This is a genomic window from Nostoc sp. UHCC 0302, assembly GCF_038096175.1.
Lineage (GTDB): Bacteria > Cyanobacteriota > Cyanobacteriia > Cyanobacteriales > Nostocaceae > UHCC-0302.
Window position 1 is genome coordinate 217,349 of sequence record NZ_CP151100.1, and the last position, 22,130, is coordinate 239,478.

At 40.5% G+C, this 22,130-nt stretch carries 18 protein-coding genes and 2 pseudogenes; 13 read left to right on the forward strand and 7 right to left on the reverse strand.

Annotation, left to right across the window (positions count from 1 at the left end):
* The first annotated feature begins 191 nt into the window (after positions 1-191).
* Positions 192-716 (forward strand): hypothetical protein, encoded by a 525-nt coding sequence (locus tag WKK05_RS37555; protein ID WP_341531339.1) that lies wholly within the window; start codon positions 192-194, stop codon positions 714-716.
* A 47-nt stretch (positions 717-763) separates the two neighbouring features.
* Complete coding sequence (locus WKK05_RS37560) at positions 764-1,468, forward strand: aminoglycoside phosphotransferase family protein (RefSeq protein ID WP_341531340.1); 705 nt, start codon at positions 764-766, stop codon at positions 1,466-1,468.
* A gap of 105 nt (positions 1,469-1,573) precedes the next feature.
* On the opposite strand, the gene WKK05_RS37565 is transcribed toward WKK05_RS37560, so the two are convergent.
* Positions 1,574-2,467 carry a transposase family protein gene (locus tag WKK05_RS37565; RefSeq protein WP_341525207.1) on the reverse strand — a complete coding sequence of 298 codons (894 nt, stop codon included), beginning with the start codon at positions 2,465-2,467 and terminating at the stop codon, positions 1,574-1,576.
* A gap of 429 nt (positions 2,468-2,896) precedes the next feature.
* On the opposite strand from WKK05_RS37565, the gene WKK05_RS37570 reads away from it, so the two are divergent.
* From WKK05_RS37570 to WKK05_RS37585, 4 genes and pseudogenes are all read left to right on the forward strand, one after another.
* Positions 2,897-3,622 (forward strand): MGMT family protein, encoded by a 726-nt coding sequence (locus tag WKK05_RS37570; RefSeq protein ID WP_341531341.1) that lies wholly within the window; start codon positions 2,897-2,899, stop codon positions 3,620-3,622.
* 170 nt (positions 3,623-3,792) lie between these two features.
* Positions 3,793-4,653 carry an Rpn family recombination-promoting nuclease/putative transposase gene (locus WKK05_RS37575; protein ID WP_341531342.1) on the forward strand — a complete coding sequence of 287 codons (861 nt, stop codon included), beginning with the start codon at positions 3,793-3,795 and terminating at the stop codon, positions 4,651-4,653.
* Between the two features lie 236 nt (positions 4,654-4,889).
* Positions 4,890-5,579: pseudogene (locus WKK05_RS37580) on the forward strand (J domain-containing protein); the annotation flags it as partial.
* Positions 5,580-5,706: 127 nt separating this feature from the next.
* Positions 5,707-6,066 (forward strand): annotated as a pseudogene (locus WKK05_RS37585) (molecular chaperone DnaJ); the annotation flags it as partial.
* A gap of 147 nt (positions 6,067-6,213) precedes the next feature.
* Here the strand turns inward: WKK05_RS37585 and WKK05_RS37590 are convergent.
* Together WKK05_RS37590 and WKK05_RS37595 are read right to left on the reverse strand one after the other, a co-directional pair.
* Positions 6,214-6,954: a hypothetical protein gene (locus tag WKK05_RS37590; RefSeq protein WP_341531343.1), complete on the reverse strand. Its 741-nt coding sequence runs from the start codon at positions 6,952-6,954 to the stop codon at positions 6,214-6,216.
* Positions 6,955-7,432: 478 nt separating this feature from the next.
* A complete protein-coding gene (locus WKK05_RS37595) occupies positions 7,433-8,638 on the reverse strand; it encodes a glutathione S-transferase family protein (protein ID WP_341531344.1) in 1,206 nt (401 codons plus the stop codon).
* A gap of 166 nt (positions 8,639-8,804) precedes the next feature.
* Here WKK05_RS37595 and WKK05_RS37600 point away from each other — a divergent pair, with 166 nt between their 5' ends.
* The gene (locus WKK05_RS37600) at positions 8,805-9,296 is read left to right on the forward strand and encodes a hypothetical protein (RefSeq protein WP_341531345.1); all 492 of its coding nucleotides are present in this window, start codon (positions 8,805-8,807) and stop codon (positions 9,294-9,296) included.
* 254 nt (positions 9,297-9,550) lie between these two features.
* Here the strand turns inward: WKK05_RS37600 and WKK05_RS37605 are convergent, their stop codons facing one another.
* The 3 genes from WKK05_RS37605 to WKK05_RS37615 all read right to left on the reverse strand — a co-directional run bounded on the left by WKK05_RS37605 (position 9,551) and on the right by WKK05_RS37615 (position 15,636).
* A complete protein-coding gene (locus WKK05_RS37605; RefSeq protein WP_341531346.1) occupies positions 9,551-13,765 on the reverse strand; it encodes a DEAD/DEAH box helicase in 4,215 nt (1,404 codons plus the stop codon).
* Between the two features lie 162 nt (positions 13,766-13,927).
* On the reverse strand, positions 13,928-14,872 hold the full coding sequence (locus WKK05_RS37610; RefSeq protein ID WP_341531347.1) for a ParB/RepB/Spo0J family partition protein: 945 nt from the start codon (positions 14,870-14,872) through the stop codon (positions 13,928-13,930).
* Complete coding sequence (locus tag WKK05_RS37615; protein WP_341531348.1) at positions 14,869-15,636, reverse strand: ParA family protein; 768 nt, start codon at positions 15,634-15,636, stop codon at positions 14,869-14,871. The genes WKK05_RS37610 and WKK05_RS37615 overlap by 4 nt, the downstream gene beginning before the upstream one ends.
* A 271-nt stretch (positions 15,637-15,907) precedes the next feature.
* Here WKK05_RS37615 and WKK05_RS37620 point away from each other — a divergent pair, with 271 nt between their 5' ends.
* The 6 genes from WKK05_RS37620 (at position 15,908) to WKK05_RS37645 (ending at position 21,153) form a co-directional block, all read left to right on the forward strand.
* The gene (locus tag WKK05_RS37620) at positions 15,908-16,573 is read left to right on the forward strand and encodes a hypothetical protein (RefSeq protein ID WP_341531349.1); all 666 of its coding nucleotides are present in this window, start codon (positions 15,908-15,910) and stop codon (positions 16,571-16,573) included.
* 128 nt (positions 16,574-16,701) lie between these two features.
* Positions 16,702-16,890, forward strand: a complete 189-nt coding sequence (locus WKK05_RS37625) for a hypothetical protein (RefSeq protein ID WP_341531350.1) — start codon at positions 16,702-16,704, stop codon at positions 16,888-16,890.
* A 471-nt stretch (positions 16,891-17,361) separates the two neighbouring features.
* Entirely contained in the window at positions 17,362-18,318 is a 957-nt protein-coding gene (locus WKK05_RS37630; protein ID WP_341531351.1) for a ParM/StbA family protein, read from the forward strand.
* Between the two features lie 19 nt (positions 18,319-18,337).
* The gene (locus WKK05_RS37635) at positions 18,338-18,463 is read left to right on the forward strand and encodes a hypothetical protein (RefSeq protein WP_341531352.1); all 126 of its coding nucleotides are present in this window, start codon (positions 18,338-18,340) and stop codon (positions 18,461-18,463) included.
* Between the two features lie 31 nt (positions 18,464-18,494).
* Positions 18,495-18,800, forward strand: a complete 306-nt coding sequence (locus WKK05_RS37640) for a hypothetical protein (protein WP_341531353.1) — start codon at positions 18,495-18,497, stop codon at positions 18,798-18,800.
* Positions 18,801-18,930: 130 nt separating this feature from the next.
* Positions 18,931-21,153 carry an MBL fold metallo-hydrolase gene (locus tag WKK05_RS37645; protein WP_341531354.1) on the forward strand — a complete coding sequence of 741 codons (2,223 nt, stop codon included), beginning with the start codon at positions 18,931-18,933 and terminating at the stop codon, positions 21,151-21,153.
* 151 nt (positions 21,154-21,304) lie between these two features.
* Here the strand turns inward: WKK05_RS37645 and WKK05_RS37650 are convergent, their stop codons facing one another.
* Positions 21,305-22,057 (reverse strand): hypothetical protein, encoded by a 753-nt coding sequence (locus WKK05_RS37650; RefSeq protein ID WP_341531355.1) that lies wholly within the window; start codon positions 22,055-22,057, stop codon positions 21,305-21,307.
* Positions 22,058-22,130: the final 73 nt, after the last annotated feature.

The following is a 22,130-nucleotide window of genomic DNA, read 5'->3' on the forward strand; positions in this document are numbered from 1 at the left end:
ACGGGCGTTGGTAAATCCTCCTGCCGTGCGTGGGACAGAGTAAATCAAAGCGCTACACTCAATTACAATAATGATTAACGTAAGTGGCTTTATACCCAACAGTTCTAGTTTGATTTCAAAAACTCAAACCGACTCAAAAGGATGAAATCCGAAAAAACTGGAGCTGGGTGAGCTAAATTCCTGTAATGAATATGGCTAAAACTAAAAAATCAGAAAATGCTTCCAAAAAAGCGACTAACCCTTCTCCCAATGCGCTATATGTGCTGGAGGTGTTTTTAATTGACGGCCCAATTACAGAGGAATTTGCAGAGCTTAATCCAGTGGTGTCTCGAAAAATTGAGATTGAAGGCAGCAATACTTTAGCGCAATTGCATAAAATCATCTTCAAAGCATTTGACCGAGAAGAAGAACATATGTACGAATTTCAAGTGGAAGGAAAAGGGCCGCAAGATCCAAATGCAAGACGCTATTGCGTAAAACAAGCATTTTCAAGTTCCGATTTGACATCAAAGCCTACAGGAGATGTGTCTAGTACTTCAATTGCGTCTTTGGGCTTATCTATAGATGATGCTTTTGGTTACTGGTTTGATTTTGGTGATGATTGGTGGCACCAGATTGATGTCATCAGCATTGCAGACACAGTTCCATCAGGCAAATATCCTAAAATTACTCAGCGAGTCGGGGCTAGTCCCCCGCAATATGCGGATGAGGAGTAGGACAAAAATACAAGACACTACATTTCTATGTAATACTTTTGGGCAGTATGACTAGTACACCTGACAAGTCTCGTCTAGAAAACTCAATCAATGCAGCTTGTAAAGTAGCTCGGCAACAAGGTTTGAAATTTGATCAGGCTGTTGTTTTGCAAGACAGAAGCAATTTAGTTATACATTTGCGTCCTGCCCCTGTAGTAGCACGTATAGCAACCACAACAGGTACAGTGCGGCTTGGTGATACTTGGTTTGCAACAGAGGTTGCAGTGGCCAGTTATCTGACGGCAGCAGACGCACCTGTTATTGCACCAACCAATCTTATTCAACCAGGGCCTCATCAACATAATGGTTTAGTTTTAAGTTTCTGGGAATTTGTTGAACAGGTAGATGAACTACCGGATGCGGCTATTGCAGGTTTTGCATTGCGGCAGTGTCACGAAGCTTTAGTTGAATTTGTTGGCGAACTTACAGTTTTAGCTCCTTTAAGGGAGTCTGAACAGATGTTGTGTACTCTTATATCTCAAGGAGCATTTAGCTTTAGTGATAGCCAAATGCTGCAAGCTGTTAATCACAACCTTAAAAGCAGATTTGAGCAACTTCAGTTACCCATGCAACCGCTTCACGGAGATTCTAATTTTTCTAATGTACTTAACACGACACGCGGAGTGCTGTGGACAGACTGGGAAGATACCTTTATTAGACTTGTCCGAAAATTCCAAAGCCAGACTGTTCAAAGCTTTGGGGCAAAACTTTGATATCTTCGTAAATACGTAATTATAAGGCTTTGAGATAGTTAGTGATAATTTAGAGGCATAAAAATTAACTCCTAATTTCTAAAAATTTATGATTTTTGCTACTAGCTAAGTTGGCAGAACTAAGCTACCAATTCTTAACCTAACTAATCCGCAAACTGTTAAAATAATCTGCTCATACGTCTCAAGCTTTAAGCGAAATCTTTGTGAGGCTATGCGGAATATTTTAAGTAATCGAATCAAATGTTCAATGAATATCCGATTACTAGATAAAGCCTTATTTTCATCTTTTTGCTGTTGAGTTAATTCTCGTTTTGGTTTCTTTTTATGAGGAGTAGTGATATTCTCACCTCCTTGAAAGCCTTTATCACCTGAAAAGGGTTGAGATTTATCAAATTTATTTTGAGATTGACGAAACAATTTTATATCTGCTGTTGGCCCAGGAACACCTACTTCTACCTCTACAATATCTTTGCCTTCTGGTATGCCAATTATCAGACTTTTTAATGTATGTTGTCTCTTCTTTCCAGAAAAATATTTCTGTTGCTCTTTTTGGTCAGAATCCCTATATATTGGCTGTTCTAAGCTATCGACTAATAGCCTAAAATTTGTTAATACTTCTTGAACAAATAGTAAATCACTTTCATTATTTGATACTTGTTCTAATAAACTAGCAGGTAATATATCACGAAGAATTGGTATCCAGTCGTGAAATGTATCATTAGCTTCGGTTTTGGAAACACCAAATAGCATTCCTAATACTTGGAATGTTGGCATCTGTCTTAGATAAAATAGACATAAACATACTTGTTCTTCGGTTGATAACTTTTCGGGACGACCACCACCAGCCGCATTAATTCTAATTTTATGACTCTCTTGTTTAGCTTTGATGTATCGATTTCGTTTTAAGGCGCAATTTAGCAGTGATTGCAATTGTTCGTAACTAATCCCTAAAATCTGTTTTGTTCGTAGTGGATACTTTTGTATATAATCTAAAATCATAACTAATTGTGGAAAATGGTAGACGCCCAATCTAACGTTTTACCATTTTTCTTTTCCTAAGTTAATATTTCGGACAAGTTTATTGGTCACATTGGTTGGGATATTGCCTGTTTAGTTGCTTCTAGCTATGTCTTTAAAACAGATATTGAGCGTGCAGAAAACGCACTTACTGGCTATGGACTAAGCATCGATAACGAACTGTTAAATTTGTTTATCGAAGCACGTACTTTTCAAACTACTCTGTGGAATTTTATCATCGGGCAGCAACATCCAGAGAGTCTTGAGCGTTTAGAAACTAGGTTGCAATGGCTTCACACTCGTTTCCGTAATTGTTATTAATTTATAAGTTTTGAAACTGAATAATTATTTATGCTTATTGAAAAGGGTTCTGTCTTAAATCTTTTTGTTAAACAACAGCATAAGTCAGCAATGAAAAAAGTTGAGGAAATCAACTTAGAAAGAGGTCATGGTATTGAAGGAGATATCAATGCAAATTCCAGTAGTCCTAGACAAGTCTTAGTTGTGAGATATGAAAATATTGTAAATTTAGCAATTCCACCAGGAGGATTACGAGAGAATATTGTCATAGCTGAGATAAAATCTGAGAACTTTGTTCCTGGTTCTCTCATAAGTTTTAATAGTGGGGCTGCTGTTCGTTTAACTTTTTATTGTGAACCGTGTAAGCGCATAGCTCATTTAGTTGATTCCTTAAAAACTATTCAATATCAAAGAGGAGTTTTAGGTGTAGTTATTAATTCTGGTACGATTAATGTTGGAAATAATGTTCAGATTCAAACTGATAAATTTCCAGCATTATCTGAAAAACCTTATGAACGCTTCCTTGATTTTATAGCAAAAGTTCCATCAGGTAAATTAGTAAATTACAAGCAGATTATTCAAGCTATTGGAGTAGACAATAGTTATCTCAGGGCTATTCCAATATATATTAAAAAAACATCTGCCGATGATTACCCAATTCATAGAATTTTAGATTCTCAAGGTTATTTAATAAAATATGCTCCTAATCAAAAGCATAAATTAGAGTCTGAAGATATTCAAATTCTGAATAATTTAGATTTAGCTACTAGCTCAATTAGATATTCTGTAGATCCTAATAAATATTTAGACAAAGATATCAATCTTTATCTTGATTAAAAATATAAGTTACCTTTAAATATCGACCTTAGCTAATTTAGAGATATATAAAAATTTAATCATGGGGAACTATAGATAAGTTTGACTAATTCTACTTTTATACAATTTTTGTTTGCTAGGATTGAGACGATATTATTAAGATTGCTATAAATAAAATAGAAGAGAAAAGTATGATTGACCATGATCGCCTCTTTAAAGAATTATTATCTACATTTTTTGTTGAGTTTCTCGATTTGTTTCTACCTCAAGTAGCCAGCCAAATAGACCGGGATTCCATTCAGTTTTTACCCCAGGAAGTATTTACTGATGTTACCTCTGGAGAGAGAAAAGAAATTGACTTACTCGCACAGGTGCGTTACCAGCAGCAGGAGACTTATTTTTTAATTCACGTTGAAAATCAGTCTTCTACTCAGTCAGAATTTCCCAAGCGGATGTTTAAATATTTTGCACGTCTTTTAGAGAAATATGATTTACCGATTTACCCAGTGGTAATTTTTTCATTTGATGAACCACTACGCGCCGAACCTCAAAATTATCGTATTACATTTGCTGATTTAAATGTTCTGGAATTTCAGTTTGCAGCAATTCAATTGAATCGTTTGAGTTGGCGGGATTATTTAACACAGCCAAATCCAGTGGCAGCAGCGTTAATGGCGAAGATGAACATTCCTGCATCAGAACGTCCCTTTGTGAAGGCGGAATGTTTACGATTGCTAGCGACGCTTAAGTTAGATCCAGCGCGAATGCAATTAATTTCTGGATTCGTTGATACATATCTGCGCCTAGATCCAATGGAAGAACAAGCATTTCAAACAGTCATAGATACAATGGGGTTAGCACAACGGGAGGAAATTATGGAAATTGTTACTAGTTGGGAACAAAAAGCTGCCCAAAAAACAAGAGAAGAGATTGCATTAAATTTACTGCAAAGAGAAATGGTTATAGAGGAAGTCGCACAAGTAACGGGTCTAAATATAGAACAAGTACAGGAGTTACAGGCACAGGTGTCTCAAGAAAATCAATCACAGTAAATATTCTATTTTCACTTGCGATATACAATACTTGTCTGTTTCTTCTCAAACGATGTTATACAAAAAACCATCGCTTTATCTACTTACTTATGGTGCACACTCAGATGTTTTGATTAAAAAAACTATAAGAAGCTTAGTATTGGGCTGCGGTGTATGATCATTGAGGTGTCTTTTTTAGCATTGTCTTAAGTACTTTGACAGTTATATTTTAAACTTTAAACTTACATACGTGTTTCATGCCTCGAAAAATCACAGTTCCATCGCAATCGATTAAAGCAACTCCCTTGGCTCTGTCTGAGTTACATATCCGCTTAGAGTTTCTGGAAAAAGAACACCAATCGCTGCTTAAACAAATCAAGAGAAAGCGGACGGAACTGAAGAACTTTATTGAACAGATGCGTTCTTTCGGCACAGAATTTCTCACTAAAGCTACTCCCAATTTCCAAAAAATGGCTGAGTTAGACCAGGAAATCCATACTCTGTTTGAGGAGATTTTTACTACTAGAAAGTTCGGTAAACAAACCCTTAAGAATATAGAAGCAGTTTACCGTAACCTACAGGTAACTGGAGTCATCAGTGTCAAAGCCAACAGCAAACACGTAGATACAGAGTTAGACTCTTCATTTGAAAATGAAGATTCCCAATCAGATTTTTCAGAGGAAACTAGTCAAGAGCAGCATCAATATTGGCAATCGCAACAGCCTGTGGAATCTCCCTCTGTAGCCAGAACAGATGAGCAAAGAAAAATTCGTCAAACATTTCTAAAATTAGCTGAAATCTTTCACCCTGATAAAGCCAGAGACAGCGAAACACAGAAGTATCACACAGAAATTATGAAATCAATCAATAAAGCCTACCAAGAGGGTGATTTAGCAAGACTTCTTGAAATTGAACGAAGTCAACAAGTTGGGGAAGTAATTGACAATAAGGCCTTTCCCAGTAATAAAATGTCCAGCCGTCGCTTTCGCCCTTTGGGGCGAAAGCGCCTAGATACCTCGGTTTTGCCAAAAATATTATTGATACGGCTGGACATTTTATTTCTTGGATCTCCCTAATAGCGAGGATGATTTAACCCGTAGATGTCGAACTCTAGAACAACAAAATCAAATTCTTCTGGCTCAATACGAAAACTTGAAGCAGGAACTGCGTTTGACAAAAAATACTCCAGAAGGAACGATGGTTACTGATTCTCGAAAAGCTGCTAAAAAAGGTATTGACTCTGCGGCTGCAATAGTAGAAACAATGGAATCTCAAATTAACGTCGTTTCTGGGATTCGGGATTTTGTTAAGGATTTTAGAGAACAGAAAATCACTATTAAAGAATTTCTCGCTGGCCCACCACCTTTGTACTCCTTAGACGAGTCAATTATGGAAGATATTTTGGAGCAGATGTTGTCAGAATTAATGAGATAGTAATTGATTTTGACTAAAAATTTAGAGGAGTTTTAAAAGCGTGGGTTCTTGTAAAAAAGCTCACAATGCTTATGCTACAATTTTTAGATTTATTTTGAAGAGATTATTATCTTAATACCATTTCACGAATACCCACTCCTAACTTATTTAAAATTTGGCTAGTTTTGAAGTTTTTAAATGCTGTTTAAAGAACCAAGCGCTCGCACCAGCAGCCAAAATAGCAAGGCTTATCTCAGGTTCAGGGACTGGTTGACTATTGACTTTATAACTGACATTAAAGCTGACGCATACATTAGGTACACATGGGCCTCCCACCAACTCCCCATTGTATTTACCCTGAATCTGGACTGTATGTTCGCCAGGACTTAATGGCGAGAGGAAGGCAGCCAAAACAATAGTCGAATTCCCACCAAAAGGAAGATTTCTGGTAACTGGGCCTGCAAGATAATCAGAACCAATAGCTGTAGCTCGACCATCTACAATAATCGATAAATCTTGACCTCCAAGTTGGGTAGGGTCGAACCAGTAAAAAGCATTCTGGCTGCTATCAGGGGGAAAGGTTCCTAAAATTGGAGGCGAATTATTTACAGAAGACAGAGGAACATAGAAATAAGTGTTTGAAGTTACATTATAAGTGTTAGCAGCAAGCGTAAGTAGCTGAAATGGTGTATTCGGTAATAGTGAGGAGTCAGGCCCGATAGTTAATTGGTCTTGAAACGGAGCGATTGCCTTTGCAGCATCTGTTAATGAGAAGCCGTTAACTATTGTATTTGCAGTAAGTACATCGCCACTGATGGTAACAGCCCTAGCTTGCTCTGGTTTAAAGTTAAGAGTAGTAAAACATAAGACACCAGCAGTAGTAACTGCAAGCTTGTGAGCTAATTTCATGAATAAGTCCTACTTTCTGTGCAATTACAGCAAATAATAAGGGTTCACGTCTCATAACACTACAGATTAACCATAAAATTAATTTTAATTATTGGTCAAGCTATTAACTGTTGTAATTTCACTAAGCAGCAATGACACTCTTTTTGTGATAGGTCGATTACAGGCGTACAGTCGCTCATGGGGGAAACCCCCAACTCTTGGAGACGCTCCGCGTTTGCATAGCGTCTCCGATAGGAGAAGGCGTTAGCCTCTCACGAGTGGGAGAAGACCGCGCAGAGGAACGCTCGTTCCTCGCTAACGCTGCGCTAACACCGGATCAATAATATTTTTTGCAGAACCGAGGTATTTAGGCGCTTTTGCCCCAAAGGGCTTTCATCATTCGCGCTAGCGTCTCCAAAGGAGACGGTTGGGCATTTTATTACGGGTTCGGGATTTGACTGTTAGAAGAGCGCGAGCTGTCTGGATAGGTTCCTGAATTCTACTTGATGGCAAAGTTAGACGGGTCTTGATCTCGTCGATGCTCAGTGGGAATGGGGGCTGGTTGCCCATCACCTACAAGGGCTGCGGTTTTCTCCAAGGATTCCCTCAATCGCTTGGCTGCATAGATGGACATATCTCGCGGTACATTAATGCGATCGCGTAAATATCGTAGAGCAACATCAGATCCCGATGGAGGTACACAGTCTTCACCGAGCATCATGTGTGTTAAAGCACAACGTAGGGCTTGATCAAACAATTTATCATCTAAGGGGTTAACTCGGATAATGTTGATGCGATGTTCGATAGTTCGTTGAAGAGCTTCCATGCGGGAGTTTTCCGGTTCTGGATAACTAACATCTGGTAGCCCGAACCAGGGGCCGTTATCCACCCGCGCTTTATTGAGAAGCATCTGGGTTTCGCCATTTTCCCAGCAGCCCCCCATCTGGGGGGGCAAATCATGTACATGGGTGTGAAAGTCGCTCTGGGTACCGCAGTAGGTCGCTCGGCTTTCCATTGCCGCAAACCATGCGCTCAAGCGAGGGTTTTCCGAACGCAGCGAGTAGCCCTTGTAATAGTAAAGGCTCGCATTCATCCGTTCGAGATAGGGTGTAAAAATGACATCGACGATGCCGAAGCTATCTAAAAAGTAAGGGCTTGGGGTGCGACCCAGAGCTGACTCGACCCTAGCCACCACTCCGATAAATTGTTCTCGGTTACGTTGTTCTTGTTGAGAGGAAGCAGCTCTTGAACACAGCCAAACGCACCAAGCTCTAAATAAAAGTCGTTCTAATCGACGTAGAGGAAGCACCGTCAGGTCTTCCATCCCTTGGCTCAATGGAGCAAAAACCTTTTCTAAAGCGATCAAAATGTCATCACTTTCCTTAATAATCCGTCCATCTAGCTCGATCGCGGGAAGCATTCCTGATGGTACCTTACGTTTGTACCAACTCTCTTTCTCCCCATAGCAGAACATTGTCACTTTTTCGATCCGATAGGGGATCTGTTTTTCCTCTAGCCACAACCAAACTTTTTGGCAGTAAGGACACCAAGCGTGGTTATCGCGGTACAGCGTTACCCGCACATCAGATTCCGGTTGACCAAACAACCGCAACCGGGCTTTAGCGTTGGTGAGACCATTAACGCTATCTATTTGATAATCTGTGAGGCTTTCTAGTTCTTGCCAGCTTAAGGGTGCGATCGCCATAAGGAGGGTGAGTTACGTAGGGAAATATTGGAAACTTTTCTTGACTCTACAACATTTTTAATTACGTCAAGGCTTAATTTCTACTCTCAAGCTATCCTTTTGATTTCAAGAACTTGCTTAGTGAATAAACCTCAACTTCCGTTTCTAGTTACAAAGTTATCTAATTATGCCAGAATTCGTTTACACAACTAAAACAGGTATAACAAGAACAGCCTTTTATAGCGAAGTGGATCAGGACTTAGTTGATAATTTCAGATGGCGAATTGATAGTGATGGTTATATGCGGAGGAATAGCAAGCGAGATTGTGAGGGAAAACAACAAACAATTTTCTTTCATAAAGTAGTGGCTCAAAGAATCGGGCTTGATATGTCGCTTGAAATCCGTCACTTCAACAGCAATACTTTTGACCATCGACGCGAAAATCTCAAAGCACTAACTCGTCAACAAATTCAAATGAATCGAGGCAAGCACTGCAATAATAAGTCTGGATTTAAAGGTGTAGTGGCGTGTGATAGATGGCACGGGAAATTTCGAGCGCAAACAACACTTAATTCTCAATCAATTATTATTGGTTATTTTGATAGCCCACAAGAGGCTTATAAGGCGTATTGTGATTACGTCAAACCCATACATGGGGAATTTTTTAAAGGAGCCTAGCTCAGTTAAATCCTGATTCTGTTGCTTTTACTTTAAAGGTTTTTATAGGATCACCAGAAACACAGACAAGATAAGCAAAAACGTTATGGCTGATATGGCGTTTTTGAAGGTTCAGTTCGGCTCAATCCAGAGGATGTCACACTTGCCATAAAGATATTAGAGTATGAGTACGAGCAGAGAGAAAGAAACGGCAGGAAGAGCAGGAGAAACACGCTAATTATGCTGCTAGGATATATACACAGTAACGCGACAGCTTATCCTTCACTAATCAACTGTAATAAAACTTCTGTTGATATCTTGCCACTCATATCAGCACCTTCCAATAGGCTGTCTGCCAAATCTCGCTTGTGGTGATGCAATTCCACAATCTTTTCTTCAATAGTATTCTTTGCTACTAGACGATAAATGGTTACAGGGCGTTGTTGGCCAATGCGATGAGCGCGGTCTGAGGCTTGATCTTCCACTGCGGGATTCCACCAAGGGTCTGTATGAATGACATAATCAGCCGCAGTTAGATTAAGTCCTGTCCCCCCCGCCTTGAGGCTAATAAGAAATACATCCCCAGAGCCAGATTGGAAAGCATCTACCCGTTTTTTGCGCTCTGCTACTGAAGTGCTGCCATCTAGATACTGATAACTAATACCTTGCTCCTCCAGATAATTTTTGATAATGTGCAAATGGTCAACAAACTGGCTAAAGACCAACGCCTTATGGCGATTTTCCAGAAGTTCACCCAGCACCTCACCAAAAAGTTGCAACTTGGAACTTGGTAACTCAGTGTCAGGCATAACTAAACTAGGATTACAGCAAGCCCGACGTAGTTTCATAATCTCAGCCAAAACTTGCAAATGTTTCTTTCCTGCCTCTGCATCACTTTCGGTAAGTTTAGATATTGCTTGACGCCGTAATGCTTCATAGAATGCCATTTCCTCCCGGCTTAACTCCACATGAAGCAGAATTTCGGTACGTGAAGGTAACTCTTCTAAGACCTGATTTTTTGTGCGCCGCAGCAAAAATGGTTGAATAAGTTTTTTAAGTTTATTACGTGCTTGTTTGTCCTGAAACTTTTCAATAGGGATAGCAAAGCGTTGATTAAAACTTTCAAAAGAACCTAATAACCCAGGATTAGTAAAACGGAACAAATTCCACAATTCACCGAGGTGATTTTCAATTGGAGTCCCAGTAGTAATCAGCTTGAAGTTAGATTTCAAGTTCATAGCTGCCTGGGAACGTTTAGTAGTCATATTTTTGATAGCCTGGGCCTCATCCAGCACAATCGTTTGCCATTGTACCAGAGAAAGCATTTGGGCTACCTCTTCTTGTTGTAATAACCCGTAGCTACATATCAACATATCCAGGGGTTGCAACTCATCCAGTAATTTTTGACGGTTAACACCAGCAAATTGAATAATATTTAGTGTTGGGGCAAACTTCTGCGTTTCACTCACCCAATTCATGCATACAGAAGTCGGGGCAATAATTAGAGTTGGCCCCTCATGGGCATTTCTGAGGATGACAGCCAATGCCTGCACGGTCTTGCCCAATCCCATTTGGTCTGCCAAACAAGCTCCCACACCCCAATGTGCTAAACGCGCCAGCCAACAGAAGCCATCTATCTGATAGTCACGTAGTTCCGCTTGAAGCGTAGATGGGAGTTCTGGTTTTAGATTCTGCACTTCCTTGAGCCGCTGGATATGTGCCTTCCAGTGTTTATCTGCTTTTACCTTACCTACTTCGTCTACAAAATCTTCTAACCCTAATGTGGCCAAGGGGTGGAAACGGATACCTTTACTATGTTTTTCCGAAAACATCCGCAATTCATCTAGGCGTTTTCGGAAAGCTTGAGTTAAAGCCAGAAATTGACCATCGCCAAGGGGAATAAATCGGCTAGGGGTTTTCTCCAATAGTTCTAGTAGTTGCTGCATATCCAGTACTAGGTCATTATTCAATTTCAACTCACCAGTAGCTGCAAACCAGTCCTGCTGACGTTGAATTGATAAATTAAAGTCTTTTAGGTCTGCATTGTGGCCTATACGCAGTTTTTCTCCTTCTGGCCATGCCATGACGACTTTGCTTCCCAGCGCTTGCAATTCTAGAAGCAATTCTAAACAGTCCTCTGGATCTTCTATTGCCCATTCACCATCTTGTTCTTCAGTTCGCATCAAAGTGGGGCAGGCTGCTACAGCTGCTTTAGCAAGTTGCCTCTCTTCAGATAGATTGCGTTTAGTTTGCAGACGTTTACCGTCAATCTCGGCAATTACAGTTTCACCACCTGTACCAGGACGGTAGTAGGTACCACCTTGGACAAATGGGCGTGACAAAATGGTGACTTTCAATCCGGTGTTGGCGGGTAAGAGGTGAATATGGGGTAAAGTCTGGGCAGGTACTTCTTCTGCTCCTTCTAATCCACCACCAATATCAGAATGGACAGTAACAATGCCAGAGACAGCATTAATGGCTGCCAAAACTTGCTTATGGGCAGTGGCAGGAACGTTTAACTTATTTTCCTTGCCAAGAATCTCTGTAATGCGTCGGTGTTCAGGAGTAATTTCAATAACTTTGATGCGAGTTGGAGTTTCTTTGATATTTAAAATATTCTGTGATTCTGTTAACTTGGGAGAAAATTCTAAGGTAAGCCGCTCTTGTTTTCCCTTTTTAACCAGTAGTTCTGGTTCTCCTTTGACGATCTCTACACGGATATTGTGCGTATCTTCCCAAAAAACTAACGGGTGTCCAATTAAGGCAGAGATGGCTTTTTCATTGAAGGTGTACTCAACTTTCCCGTAATAAGAGCCATCATTATATGTCTCAATACAACTACATACCCGCATATCCTGGGGTGTGAGATACTTAAACTCACTTAGTCCATTACTCAGGCGCTTAAGAGCTATAGGGCGACCTTTACTCCACTCCCCCTTGGCATTCATTTTTTGTTCTCGTGGTTGCAAGTCGCATTTGCTGGGATAGAAGGTAATGAACCATGCTAAACGTAGTTCTGACTCTGCTTTTCCAGATATTTGTGGTTCTTTCTGAAGATTTGCTAAGGCATTTAGGCACATTTCCCAAGCTTCCTGGGGTCGAATTAGGTCTACTATCGTTTGGATGCCGCTATCTTCTCGCAGTGCCTCTGCTTGTTTTTTATAGTTACTACTTGCTTCGAGCCGAGATAGGAGTTCTGCTGTTTCCATTGCTAGCCAATGATAACCAGAAGCAAGCGATCGCCGATATAAAGGCTTTAATAAATTAGGTAAGCGTTTTTTAGCACTGTCAGAATCCATCCAGTAAAGGCATAGCGAGCAAAACAGTGTTTGTAAACTATTATTTTCTTCTACCGAAGCAATATAAGCACTTACTACAAGCTCTTTTTGGGCAATATTACCCTGATGGACTTGCAGTACCATTTTCAGCCTGTCGTAAATAAATGTTAGCCAATGATCTGATTGGCGGGAAATCAGACTGGCGTATTCTTCTGCCTCCCGGAGACGTTCTACTGAACCATCTTTTAACAGCGCTAAAATAAAAAATAAACCGTTAATTGTATTAAAATATACTTGGCGTTTACCCTTGGCTTTTCTTAGTGCTTTGAGGGCATCTGTATAATAAATGATTGCTTGCTCGTTCTCACCTCGTAGAAAACTCAACCAGCCCCAAAAGGCGGCGACATTATTTTGATATTCATCAGATATACGCTCCAAACTCTGCTGTGCTTCTTGGGTACAACCTCGTAGCAGCAGTTGTTCTGTCAAAATCAAGTGTAAATAATCTGAGCAATGTTTTCCATGTGTAGAGCATTCTTCTTCCAGCAGCGTAAATGCATCTTCAGACGCAGACAATTTTAATGCCGAATTGAGAAGGATGCTGGATATGCAACTTTCATATAATCCTTGTGGTAGGGTGTTAAACCAATCTGTATCAAATGGGTTATTACATATCTGCTCAGAAATATTTTCTATTGCTAATTTTTCTTCACCATAACCGTACTTCTGGTAATCTTCAATTTGCCTATTAATAAAACTATGGTCTTGGCGGTAAAGACCTATACGGATTTCTCTGATACACTGGCGGAGGTTTTGAAACATTCGAGATTCGTTTTGCCAGTGAGTGCGTATGGGTAGCTTTTCCTCCACTGCTGTGACTAGTATTTCTAACTGCCCAGTCTGTACAGCATGACGAGTTGCAATTTCTGTAAGTAACGGATGGCATTCATGACCTTGCCTGTTTTCTTTAATTAGCAGACCTGCTGCTAACAATTTATCAATTTGTTGACTGATGGTTTTAGTGTTAAAAGGTTTATTGTTTTCATCTAAGGCTCTAGTTTTACTGAGACAACTTAAGAATGAATTTTTGTCTATCGGTGCGTAAATCACCGAGAACAACTGAATAATCTTCTGTGCAAATAAGGGTAGAGCGAAGTATTTTTTAGAGAGTTGTATTTGTAGTTTTGTAGTATCAGTTGTCAAATTAGTCATACTATTTGTTCAGTTTTTCAAATCATGTCATTAATTTACCCGTCTGCACTGAAATATTTTGGCAAGGGTAAAAATGGTCTAAAGTGAGGTGTAGGGGCGAATCCTTAATGTTCCGTGGTGACATACTCCACAGTATACTCGTCGATTTGTTGCAGGAGGATGTCACTCAGATGAATTCTCATTTAAAAGCAATTCAATTTGAACAAGCAATTTTTCTAAAGCTTTTTGTTTTTTAGGATTCTCCCAAACAGGCGCTTTTTGCAATCTAGTTGATACCTGCTTGTAACGTTCCTTTAGAGAAGTTGGCTGTGAATCACTTGTGCGAAATGATTTAATTCGCTCATTAATCTGTACTAAAGATAGATTTTCTGTTATTGCAGCTTCCATCAGTGCCTTTCTTTCTAGGTCATTCTTGACGCGGGCAATAGCAGTTGCTTTAGTGTATTCAATTTTACCTAAACGTAACACATCTAACACATCTTGAGGCAGTTTAAGTAATGGTAAACGGCTGCTAACGAAAGATTCCCATGAAATTGTTCCTAACGTATTAAAAACAGATTGAATAGTAATTGATTCTTTGCTACCCAAAACGTTTTGGGTAACTTTACCTTTAGCTTCATTTTGCATCCGGTAGAGTAACGAAATTATATCCTGAGTATTTTGTTCTAAACGCAAGCTGATAAATTGAAGTATACCTTCAGTTTCTTCTACAGAATTTAGGTCTTCTCTTGCTAAATTTTCAATAAGCGATATTTGTAAAGCTTCTTGATCGTTAAGTTCCTTAACAATAACGGGTACTTTTTCTAGTCCACCCATTTTTGCTGCACGTAAGCGGCGCTCTCCAGCAACTAGTTCATATTCTTGACCTTGTGGACGAACAAGAAGCGGCTCAAGAATACCGTGTTCTTGAATTGATAGTGCAAGCTGTCTAAGTTTTTCACTATCGAAATAGCGCCGAGGCTGAGATGAAGGTAGCTTAATTAAATTGATAGCAATATTATATGGTGAACTATCCTGAGCTTCAGTTTGAACAAAGCCTTCACCAAGAAGCGCAGCCACACCTTTTAAATTGCTAGTATAAGGTTTTTCTTTTTTACTGGTACTCACTGTAGTTTTTCTAAATTTGAGGATATTTTTTTTAGTACACTAATGGCAGGATGCTTAGGATTATATAGTGCTAATGGGAGACGTGCCTCACTAGCATCAGCAAAGGCAATAGTTTTAGGAATTGGCTCGTAGACTGTTGCTAATGGTGACAATTGTTCAAAAATAGCCTTCATAGTTCTACTCTCTTGAGCAGTACGCGCATCATACATGGTTGGAACAAAACCGGCAATAGTAAGAGCTTTATTTGCTCCTTTACGAAGCGTTGCTACAGTTCTTAAAAGTAGATCAGTTCCTTGAAAAGATTTGAATTGGCACTGAATCGGAACCAAAACGTGGGTTGCTGCCACCAAACTGATAACGCTGAGAATGCCTAATGAGGGAGGACAGTCTATCAAAATAAAGTCATATTCATCTAATATAGAGGCAAGCGCATTTTTTAGACGCATTTCACGCATTAGCGCTACAACAAGTTCGAGTTCGGCAGCACTTAAGTTGATATTGGCTGGAACTAAACTCATGCCATGAATTAATTCAGGATAAATTGGTAATACTTCCTCACCTACTACTGCTTCGTACACAGTTTTCGTAAATTTTTCTGGGTCGAGTCCCATAAAGGTTGTTAGCGAGGCTTGTGGATCTATGTCTATAAGTAAAACGCGATTTTTCTTTTTCTGGCTGAGATGGTAGCCCAAGTTCATGGTTAAACTGGTTTTCCCTACTCCTCCTGACTGATTGAATAGTGCAATAATACGGGTTTTGCTCACAGTTATATTTCGCTTGATGTGGAGAATAATTAGAGTTCGCTATTAAAGCCTCTATTACGGCTGATTTTATACTTGGATAAACTTTAATACAACAAAAAATTCAAAGTAAGTTAAATTTTCTACTTTTGCTTGTATGCGAGGTATACATCTGTAGAAAAACCTTAGCTCGAAGACTTATGATAGAGGCGCTTCGGAGAAAGTGAAATGCTAAGAGCAAGCATTCTTCAGTTTAAAAGTTACATTAAAAAGAAGGTCTTTATCAAAGGTTCCCATGAAATCTACTAAGCGGCCACCCAAGCCACAACTGATTAAGCACATCCCTGTGGCTAATCAACCAATAACACAGGAATTGCGCGACAGTGATGCTCAAGTAGAATCATATCAAGATGTACTGGAAACAACTGCCTTTCATGAAGTCCCAAAAACAATAGCTAACTCAACCGAGAGCGCATCTAAACCACCAGAGGAACAAGAGCTGTTTCACCCTACCCTAGATAATGACAAGTTGCTGGAAGAACTCACAACCGAGCAGCAGCCCGTCCATGCCCCTGTTAATGAAAACCCCCCAGAGCCGCCAAAAGTTGAGCAGCAGACTACTGGTAAGCGCAACAAGAAAAAAATAGATTCACCACCAGTAACCAAACCTTATATACCCTTTCAAGATCGCCCCGAAGAACCAGAATTACTGCCAGAACCTTGCCAGCACGTACAGTTCCTGGATTGTAATTCGGAGGTGGGGCGTATTATCTTCGAGTGCTATCACTGCAAACAGGGGATAATTAGCGAGTACACCGGGCAACCTGTAATGGGCGAGTACAAAGGGCGGCCTTCAGTGATTCTGGCGAAAGTTAAATGTCCCAATTGTGAGCAAACAGCGATTAGGTTGCAAGCAAGGGAAGTAATTTCGACAACAGCGATCACTTCACCTTGGGGGTAAAAGGGGAATGCGGATAAACGAAACGACTTTTACTCAAAGCATTTGAAATTACGGAAGCTAACGCCTCAAACAAGAGATTTGGATGGTAGGATAATTCCTGACTTCTATAACTTCCATCAGTGATGTCGATGAACAAGGTAAGAGTCCCTAACTATACTATTTATATGTCTGAGCTTGAGTTTAACGCTCTGCTACGTGAGATGGAACAAGGTTTATTAGAAACTAAGCCAGGAGCAAAAGTTAGCCAAGACTTGCTCTATAGTGGTTCTGTCTCCTCTGCCACACGAGAAACACCAAGACCTCAAGACAAACCATAGACCAAAATTCCCCCAGTTAATGTTGAAATTGGGGGATTAGTTTTTAAACCGATAGTTTTTAAAACCAAAAGTACTGAGCATTTTATTGTTTGAATCTTCCTTCGATGAAATTTGTACTTTTAATTCATCGATAGAAATATTTCAAAAATTCTTCATGGGACACAAGTAGGTGCTATATGTACCCTAAGTCTTATTCAGAAATTTGATGACTGTATAGCCCCTATATAGGGTACACATAGCAGCTTTTTAGGGTACTTTATTTGAAATAGCAATTTGTACCCCACTTGACACCTAAGAGATTTATGATACGCTCTTAAAACGTTAATCAGTAATCAAGTTACTAGTCGTCATTTGATTACTCCAAAAATTCCTCGACTCAAATAAATTTCTTGACCTAACCGTGTTGAAAAAATAATTACGCGTTTGGTTATTGAATTACGAATTACTCTATAAATCCTTACTTGACCCTCTATGTCAAACATTCACACGTTGCAAAGAATATTTCCTGCTGGCTTCGATAATGGCTACGGGAGTCTAAAACTTTTAGTCGATGGCTTTGAAGTCGTTCGCGTCCCCAGCTATATTTCTACGGCAGACATGGAAGATGTCCCCGGACGAGTAATTTTTAACGGTAATGCTTACACCGTTGGAGAATCTGCCTTCCGTACAGGTCATCATTTTGACCGTAATACAGATAGCAATGAAAACAAAATCAATAATGCGCTGTTGACATTATTAGGTGCATTAGCACATCTACCACATCGTAAGGCTTGGCATCTCAAGCTAGTCGTCAGCTTACATGATGTTGGTTTAGCAGAGGAGTTGCAACAAGTCCTAAACGGAGAATATCAGCCCATCCTTGCTGGCAAACAATCAGACGTGAAGATAGAAGTCCTTAAAGTTGTACCAGAGGGAATGGGTGCATTGTTCGGGCAACAACTGCCGCCAAAGTTAACGGTTTTAGATTTTGGCAATGGTACAACTCTCTATTCTCGTTATAGCAAAGGAAAGCGAGAAGTACATACCCCCTTCCCCGCAGGCGTAGAAGTTCTCATCGAAGATATTGCCCAAAAAATGAAACATTTAAATGGGGGAAAGATTGGGGACGCAGCCAAAATTCGATATTGTCTGGAAATGGGGCATACCAAGTACAGCCGTGACATCGATATTAGAGATGTTTACAGCGCTTGTCTCAAAGATTGGTACGAAAAATATTTAAAGAAACCAGTGAGCATGACACTTGATGCCAAGCACACGGGAGATGAGATTTGGGCGATTGGTGGAGGCTGCCTGTTACCTGGATTTAGGAAGTTATTAGAGAAGAACGGGTTTAAAATACGGGACAACCCGGTGGAAGCTAATGCCTTTGGGCTTTTAGAAATGGCAAAAGCCATTCTCAGCAAGAATCCAGTAACCGCCTCTAAGTAAGTGATACAGAAGAATACTCATGCCTGGGCAATTCTGGATCTACTATCTACTGTTACCCTTAAAGCCCAATCCTGGCTCACCTCGGCTACGCTCGGCACAAGTACGCTCGGTGGTCGCCGAACGCAGTCGAGGTGCGACCTTCTGACAATTAATTCCTGAATTCTATATTAATCACAATGGCAGAAAAACTTGACTTACCCGCAGAAAAGGTTCGGATCAAAGATAGCTACCGCGAACGCATATTTGCAGAATCACAGCAGCTAGGTAAAAGTTACCTGGAGACGCTTTACTTTATCATTGATTGCTATTTTGCGTTCAAAAGAGGTGCATTCCCGATGCAGCAAGTGCTTACACAACAACCATCTTTGACGCCAATGACTACTGAGCAAAACCAGATAACAGAGCCTGCTCCCCAACCATCTACAAAAGAAAAACAATCAAATATTGAAGGCGAAACATTCAGCCTTAATTTTGATTTGTAACTAAGCCTGAGAGACGGAAATTTAGCTCTTAATCCTGTATTTTGGTATTTATGTACTATGTAGAAATCTCAATTTCTACTCCTAAATCCTGATTGACTCAAAAAAATAGACCAAACTTAGAGGTAATTGAATGAGTACAGCAGAATTTTGTTGGTGTGTTTCAGGAAGAATCGAGCAGGGTGAGTTAGTTACTGATTTCTGTGAAGCAATAAAAATTAAGAGCGGTCAAGAACTGGCTGCACTTGCACATCAGGGAATATGGAAGTGCATTCCTTCTACTGATTCTACAGGGGATGTCACAGGCGTTTCTTTGGTAGAAAAACTTGCAACATTTGTGCCATCTTATTGTGTTGGTCGAGTGACGCAAGCTTCCAAGCGCGGTGATACGGTGCTGGTAAAGCTATCCCCGACTTGCAAAATCACTTTTCGTAGTACTTATAAGTTAGCCGTAGCAGGACTATACAAGCTCTCGTTTGAATACCGCGATCGCGGATTACATATAGTAGCGGCACAAAGAGTAGATATAGCTGAACTACCTGCCGAGATAGAAATACAACCACCAGCAGCAGTCACGAAAACCGCACCCAGTATCGAGGAGTCATGGCAACAAAAACTAGAACCACTAATATATGCCCAATTTCCCAACTTCCGCCCGATTCATCAAAGGATTAACAATGGAGTTCTGGAATGGGAAGGGCTTGTAGAAAATAGAAAAATCCGAATTCAGGGAACCGTAGGAAGTGCTGCTCTCTTGATTCATGAATTCTCACAACCACAAGTCCAGCTAGAAGATAGCCAGTTAGATTTGTTAAGGGTAACGCCGTTGGGAGCAGCGCGTTCAATTGGAGCAAGCTGTTTTCGAGTCGAGATCGGCAATTATGAAATTGTCTTAGATGCAGGCACTCGTCCCAAGGGCAGCCAACCCTTACCCGCCTTTGAACATTTAAAAAACCCAAATCTGATTCTGATCACTCACGCACACTCAGATCACATCGGCGCACTGCCAGTATTACATTCATTGTTTCCGGCTTGTCCCATGATCTGTACCCCTGGCACACGAGAAATTGCCCAAGTTATGTTATCAGATTGTTTGAAAGTACAGCAGCGGAATGAGGATTTTCAACCCCTATTTGATGAAACTGAACTCAGGGAAACGCTTTTTCGCTTAGAAACTCAACCAATAGGTGTAGAGTTTGAACCACTGCCCGGACTCAAAGTAAAATTCATTAATGCTGGTCACATCGTCGGAGCAGCTTGCATATATCTCCAGTACGGTAATCGCACGATTTTATATACGGGTGACTATAATGTAGCCAACAGCCGGACAACCGAAGGATTACAACTTCATGATTTACCAACTGCTGATGTTTTGATTACTGAAGCTACATACGGCGCTAGCATTCATCCCAACCGCAAGCAACAAGAAACAGAACTCGTGCAAGCAGTTTTAGAAATAGTCAAAAGCGGTGGGAATGTTCTGATTCCAGCTTTTGCTTTGGGTCGCGCTCAAGAAATTATTCTCGCTCTCAAAACCAGCGCCAAATTCTCACAAACTAATATTCCTATTTATATTGATGGTTTAGTTAGAGCGATTACTGATGTCTTTAGTGAACACCTCAATTTTCTGCCGAAAGCTGTGCAAAACTTGGCGACTATCGGTCGAACACCACCATTTATTGATGGGGTAAGAGTAATACCGATAACTGACCCACAACAACGCCCACTAGCTCTTGCTAAACCGAGTGTAATTATTGCATCTAGTGGTATGCTCACTGGTGGCGCTTCAGTCTACTATGCACAAACACTACTAGAGAGAGAAAACGCTGCAATATTTATTAGTGGCTACACAGATGAGGAATCTCCTGGGCGATTACTGCAAGAGATGCAGACTGGAGAAACAGTCACAATTGATGAGAAAGACTATACAGTAAAAGCGCAAATCCGTAAGTTTAATCTCTCCGCACATACAGACCGGGTAGGCATTGGACAGGTAATTGCTAAAGTTGCACCACGCCACCTAATTTTAGTTCACGGCAGTTTCTCTGCTCTTAATGACTTAGCACGCACCGATTTGCAAAAACATTACATTATTCACATTCCTCGTGTTGGCGAGTCAGTAGAATATGGTGTCATGCCAACTTTCATTAGTGAAGCGACTCAAATAGAACTCAATAAGCCAAAAGTTATAGAGTTAGAAATTGTTAGTGAGCATGATGGTGCTTGGATTCGAGTTCCAAAAGATGTTGTAGACAGTGACCCCAGGTGGCAAGCACTTTCAACTGTTGGAAATATTCGTGCGGAACAATTCCTCATTGATTTTGATGCCTCTACGACCCCAATTTTTAGCACTTGATAAAGCAAAGGAATCTCTTAATGATTGCTGCGCCAAGTGTCAGTTTTTACAAGATGAATTATGTTGCTCACAGCAAAGTCCACTATATGGATTTACAGTTGATCCACAGGGAATATGCCCGGAATTTACTAAAGCCTAACTCTAAAGTAGCCTATTCCTCATCCTCTTGTTCGTACTCTTCGTCCTCGTCTTCATCTTCGTCATAGTCATATTTCTCATCCCCATGTTCTTCAAGCCACTTTCGTTCTTCCTCTTTAGCGAGTTCAAACATTATTTTTCTTCTCTCCTCCCTTTCCCTCTCTTCGGCTTCCTTCTCTTGTTTCTCCTTTTCTAACCGCTCTCTCTCAAGCCTTTCCCGCTCTTGAGTTTCTTTCTCTACCCTCTCCCTCTCAATTCTTATTAGCCGCTGCTCAATTCGCCCACAATAGAAATCTAATGCCTTGCCTGTTGCTGTTCCAGTAATTGCGCCACCTACTAGAAAGATAAGTCCAGTTTTCCAACCTTGGATTGGGCCACCGCTCCACTCTAAGCGAGGTTCATTGAAGTACACCAGTACGGCGAAAATCACAATTCCAACTATTGTATTAATCAGCGCAAAGATTCTCGGTGTCAACTCAGCTTTTCGCAGTATCAGCCACTGCCCCAGGCTAACAATGATGCTGAAGATGACAGCGGCGATGGCGCACAGAATAATATTGTCTGGAAATCTGAACGGGTCTACTCTTAAGTTGATAATCAGTGGGACGACAATAAAGGAAGAGAGCAATAAGCCAAGGAACAAGCTTGCAGAGCTCATCAACGCCCAATATCGCCCAAGATAACCAAGACGAAACTTCAGCACCCACTCCTGAATGCCAAACATTGTCATCCAAAAGGCGATTGCTGCGCTCACGTAATCAAGCATTGCCGTTGTTTTAACCCGTGGGTCGAAGAGGGTAATTTCTAGGATAAGCTAAATCAACTATGGTGTATGACTT

What these genes read in the sequence shown, in the direction of transcription:
- WKK05_RS37555 (WP_341531339.1), top strand. Translation starts at nt 192, where the DNA reads ATGGCTAAAACTAAAAAATCAGAAAATGCTTCCAAAAAAGCGACTAAC.
- WKK05_RS37560 (WP_341531340.1), top strand. Translation starts at nt 764, where the DNA reads ATGACTAGTACACCTGACAAGTCTCGTCTAGAAAACTCAATCAATGCA.
- WKK05_RS37565 (WP_341525207.1), bottom strand. Translation starts at nt 2,467, where the DNA reads ATGATTTTAGATTATATACAAAAGTATCCACTACGAACAAAACAGATT.
- WKK05_RS37570 (WP_341531341.1), top strand. Translation starts at nt 2,897, where the DNA reads ATGAAAAAAGTTGAGGAAATCAACTTAGAAAGAGGTCATGGTATTGAA.
- WKK05_RS37575 (WP_341531342.1), top strand. Translation starts at nt 3,793, where the DNA reads ATGATTGACCATGATCGCCTCTTTAAAGAATTATTATCTACATTTTTT.
- WKK05_RS37590 (WP_341531343.1), bottom strand. Translation starts at nt 6,954, where the DNA reads ATGAAATTAGCTCACAAGCTTGCAGTTACTACTGCTGGTGTCTTATGT.
- WKK05_RS37595 (WP_341531344.1), bottom strand. Translation starts at nt 8,638, where the DNA reads ATGGCGATCGCACCCTTAAGCTGGCAAGAACTAGAAAGCCTCACAGAT.
- WKK05_RS37600 (WP_341531345.1), top strand. Translation starts at nt 8,805, where the DNA reads ATGCCAGAATTCGTTTACACAACTAAAACAGGTATAACAAGAACAGCC.
- WKK05_RS37605 (WP_341531346.1), bottom strand. Translation starts at nt 13,765, where the DNA reads ATGACTAATTTGACAACTGATACTACAAAACTACAAATACAACTCTCT.
- WKK05_RS37620 (WP_341531349.1), top strand. Translation starts at nt 15,908, where the DNA reads ATGAAATCTACTAAGCGGCCACCCAAGCCACAACTGATTAAGCACATC.
- WKK05_RS37625 (WP_341531350.1), top strand. Translation starts at nt 16,702, where the DNA reads ATGAACAAGGTAAGAGTCCCTAACTATACTATTTATATGTCTGAGCTT.
- WKK05_RS37630 (WP_341531351.1), top strand. Translation starts at nt 17,362, where the DNA reads ATGTCAAACATTCACACGTTGCAAAGAATATTTCCTGCTGGCTTCGAT.
- WKK05_RS37635 (WP_341531352.1), top strand. Translation starts at nt 18,338, where the DNA reads ATGCCTGGGCAATTCTGGATCTACTATCTACTGTTACCCTTAAAGCCC.
- WKK05_RS37640 (WP_341531353.1), top strand. Translation starts at nt 18,495, where the DNA reads ATGGCAGAAAAACTTGACTTACCCGCAGAAAAGGTTCGGATCAAAGAT.
- WKK05_RS37645 (WP_341531354.1), top strand. Translation starts at nt 18,931, where the DNA reads ATGAGTACAGCAGAATTTTGTTGGTGTGTTTCAGGAAGAATCGAGCAG.
- WKK05_RS37650 (WP_341531355.1), bottom strand. Translation starts at nt 22,057, where the DNA reads ATGCTTGATTACGTGAGCGCAGCAATCGCCTTTTGGATGACAATGTTT.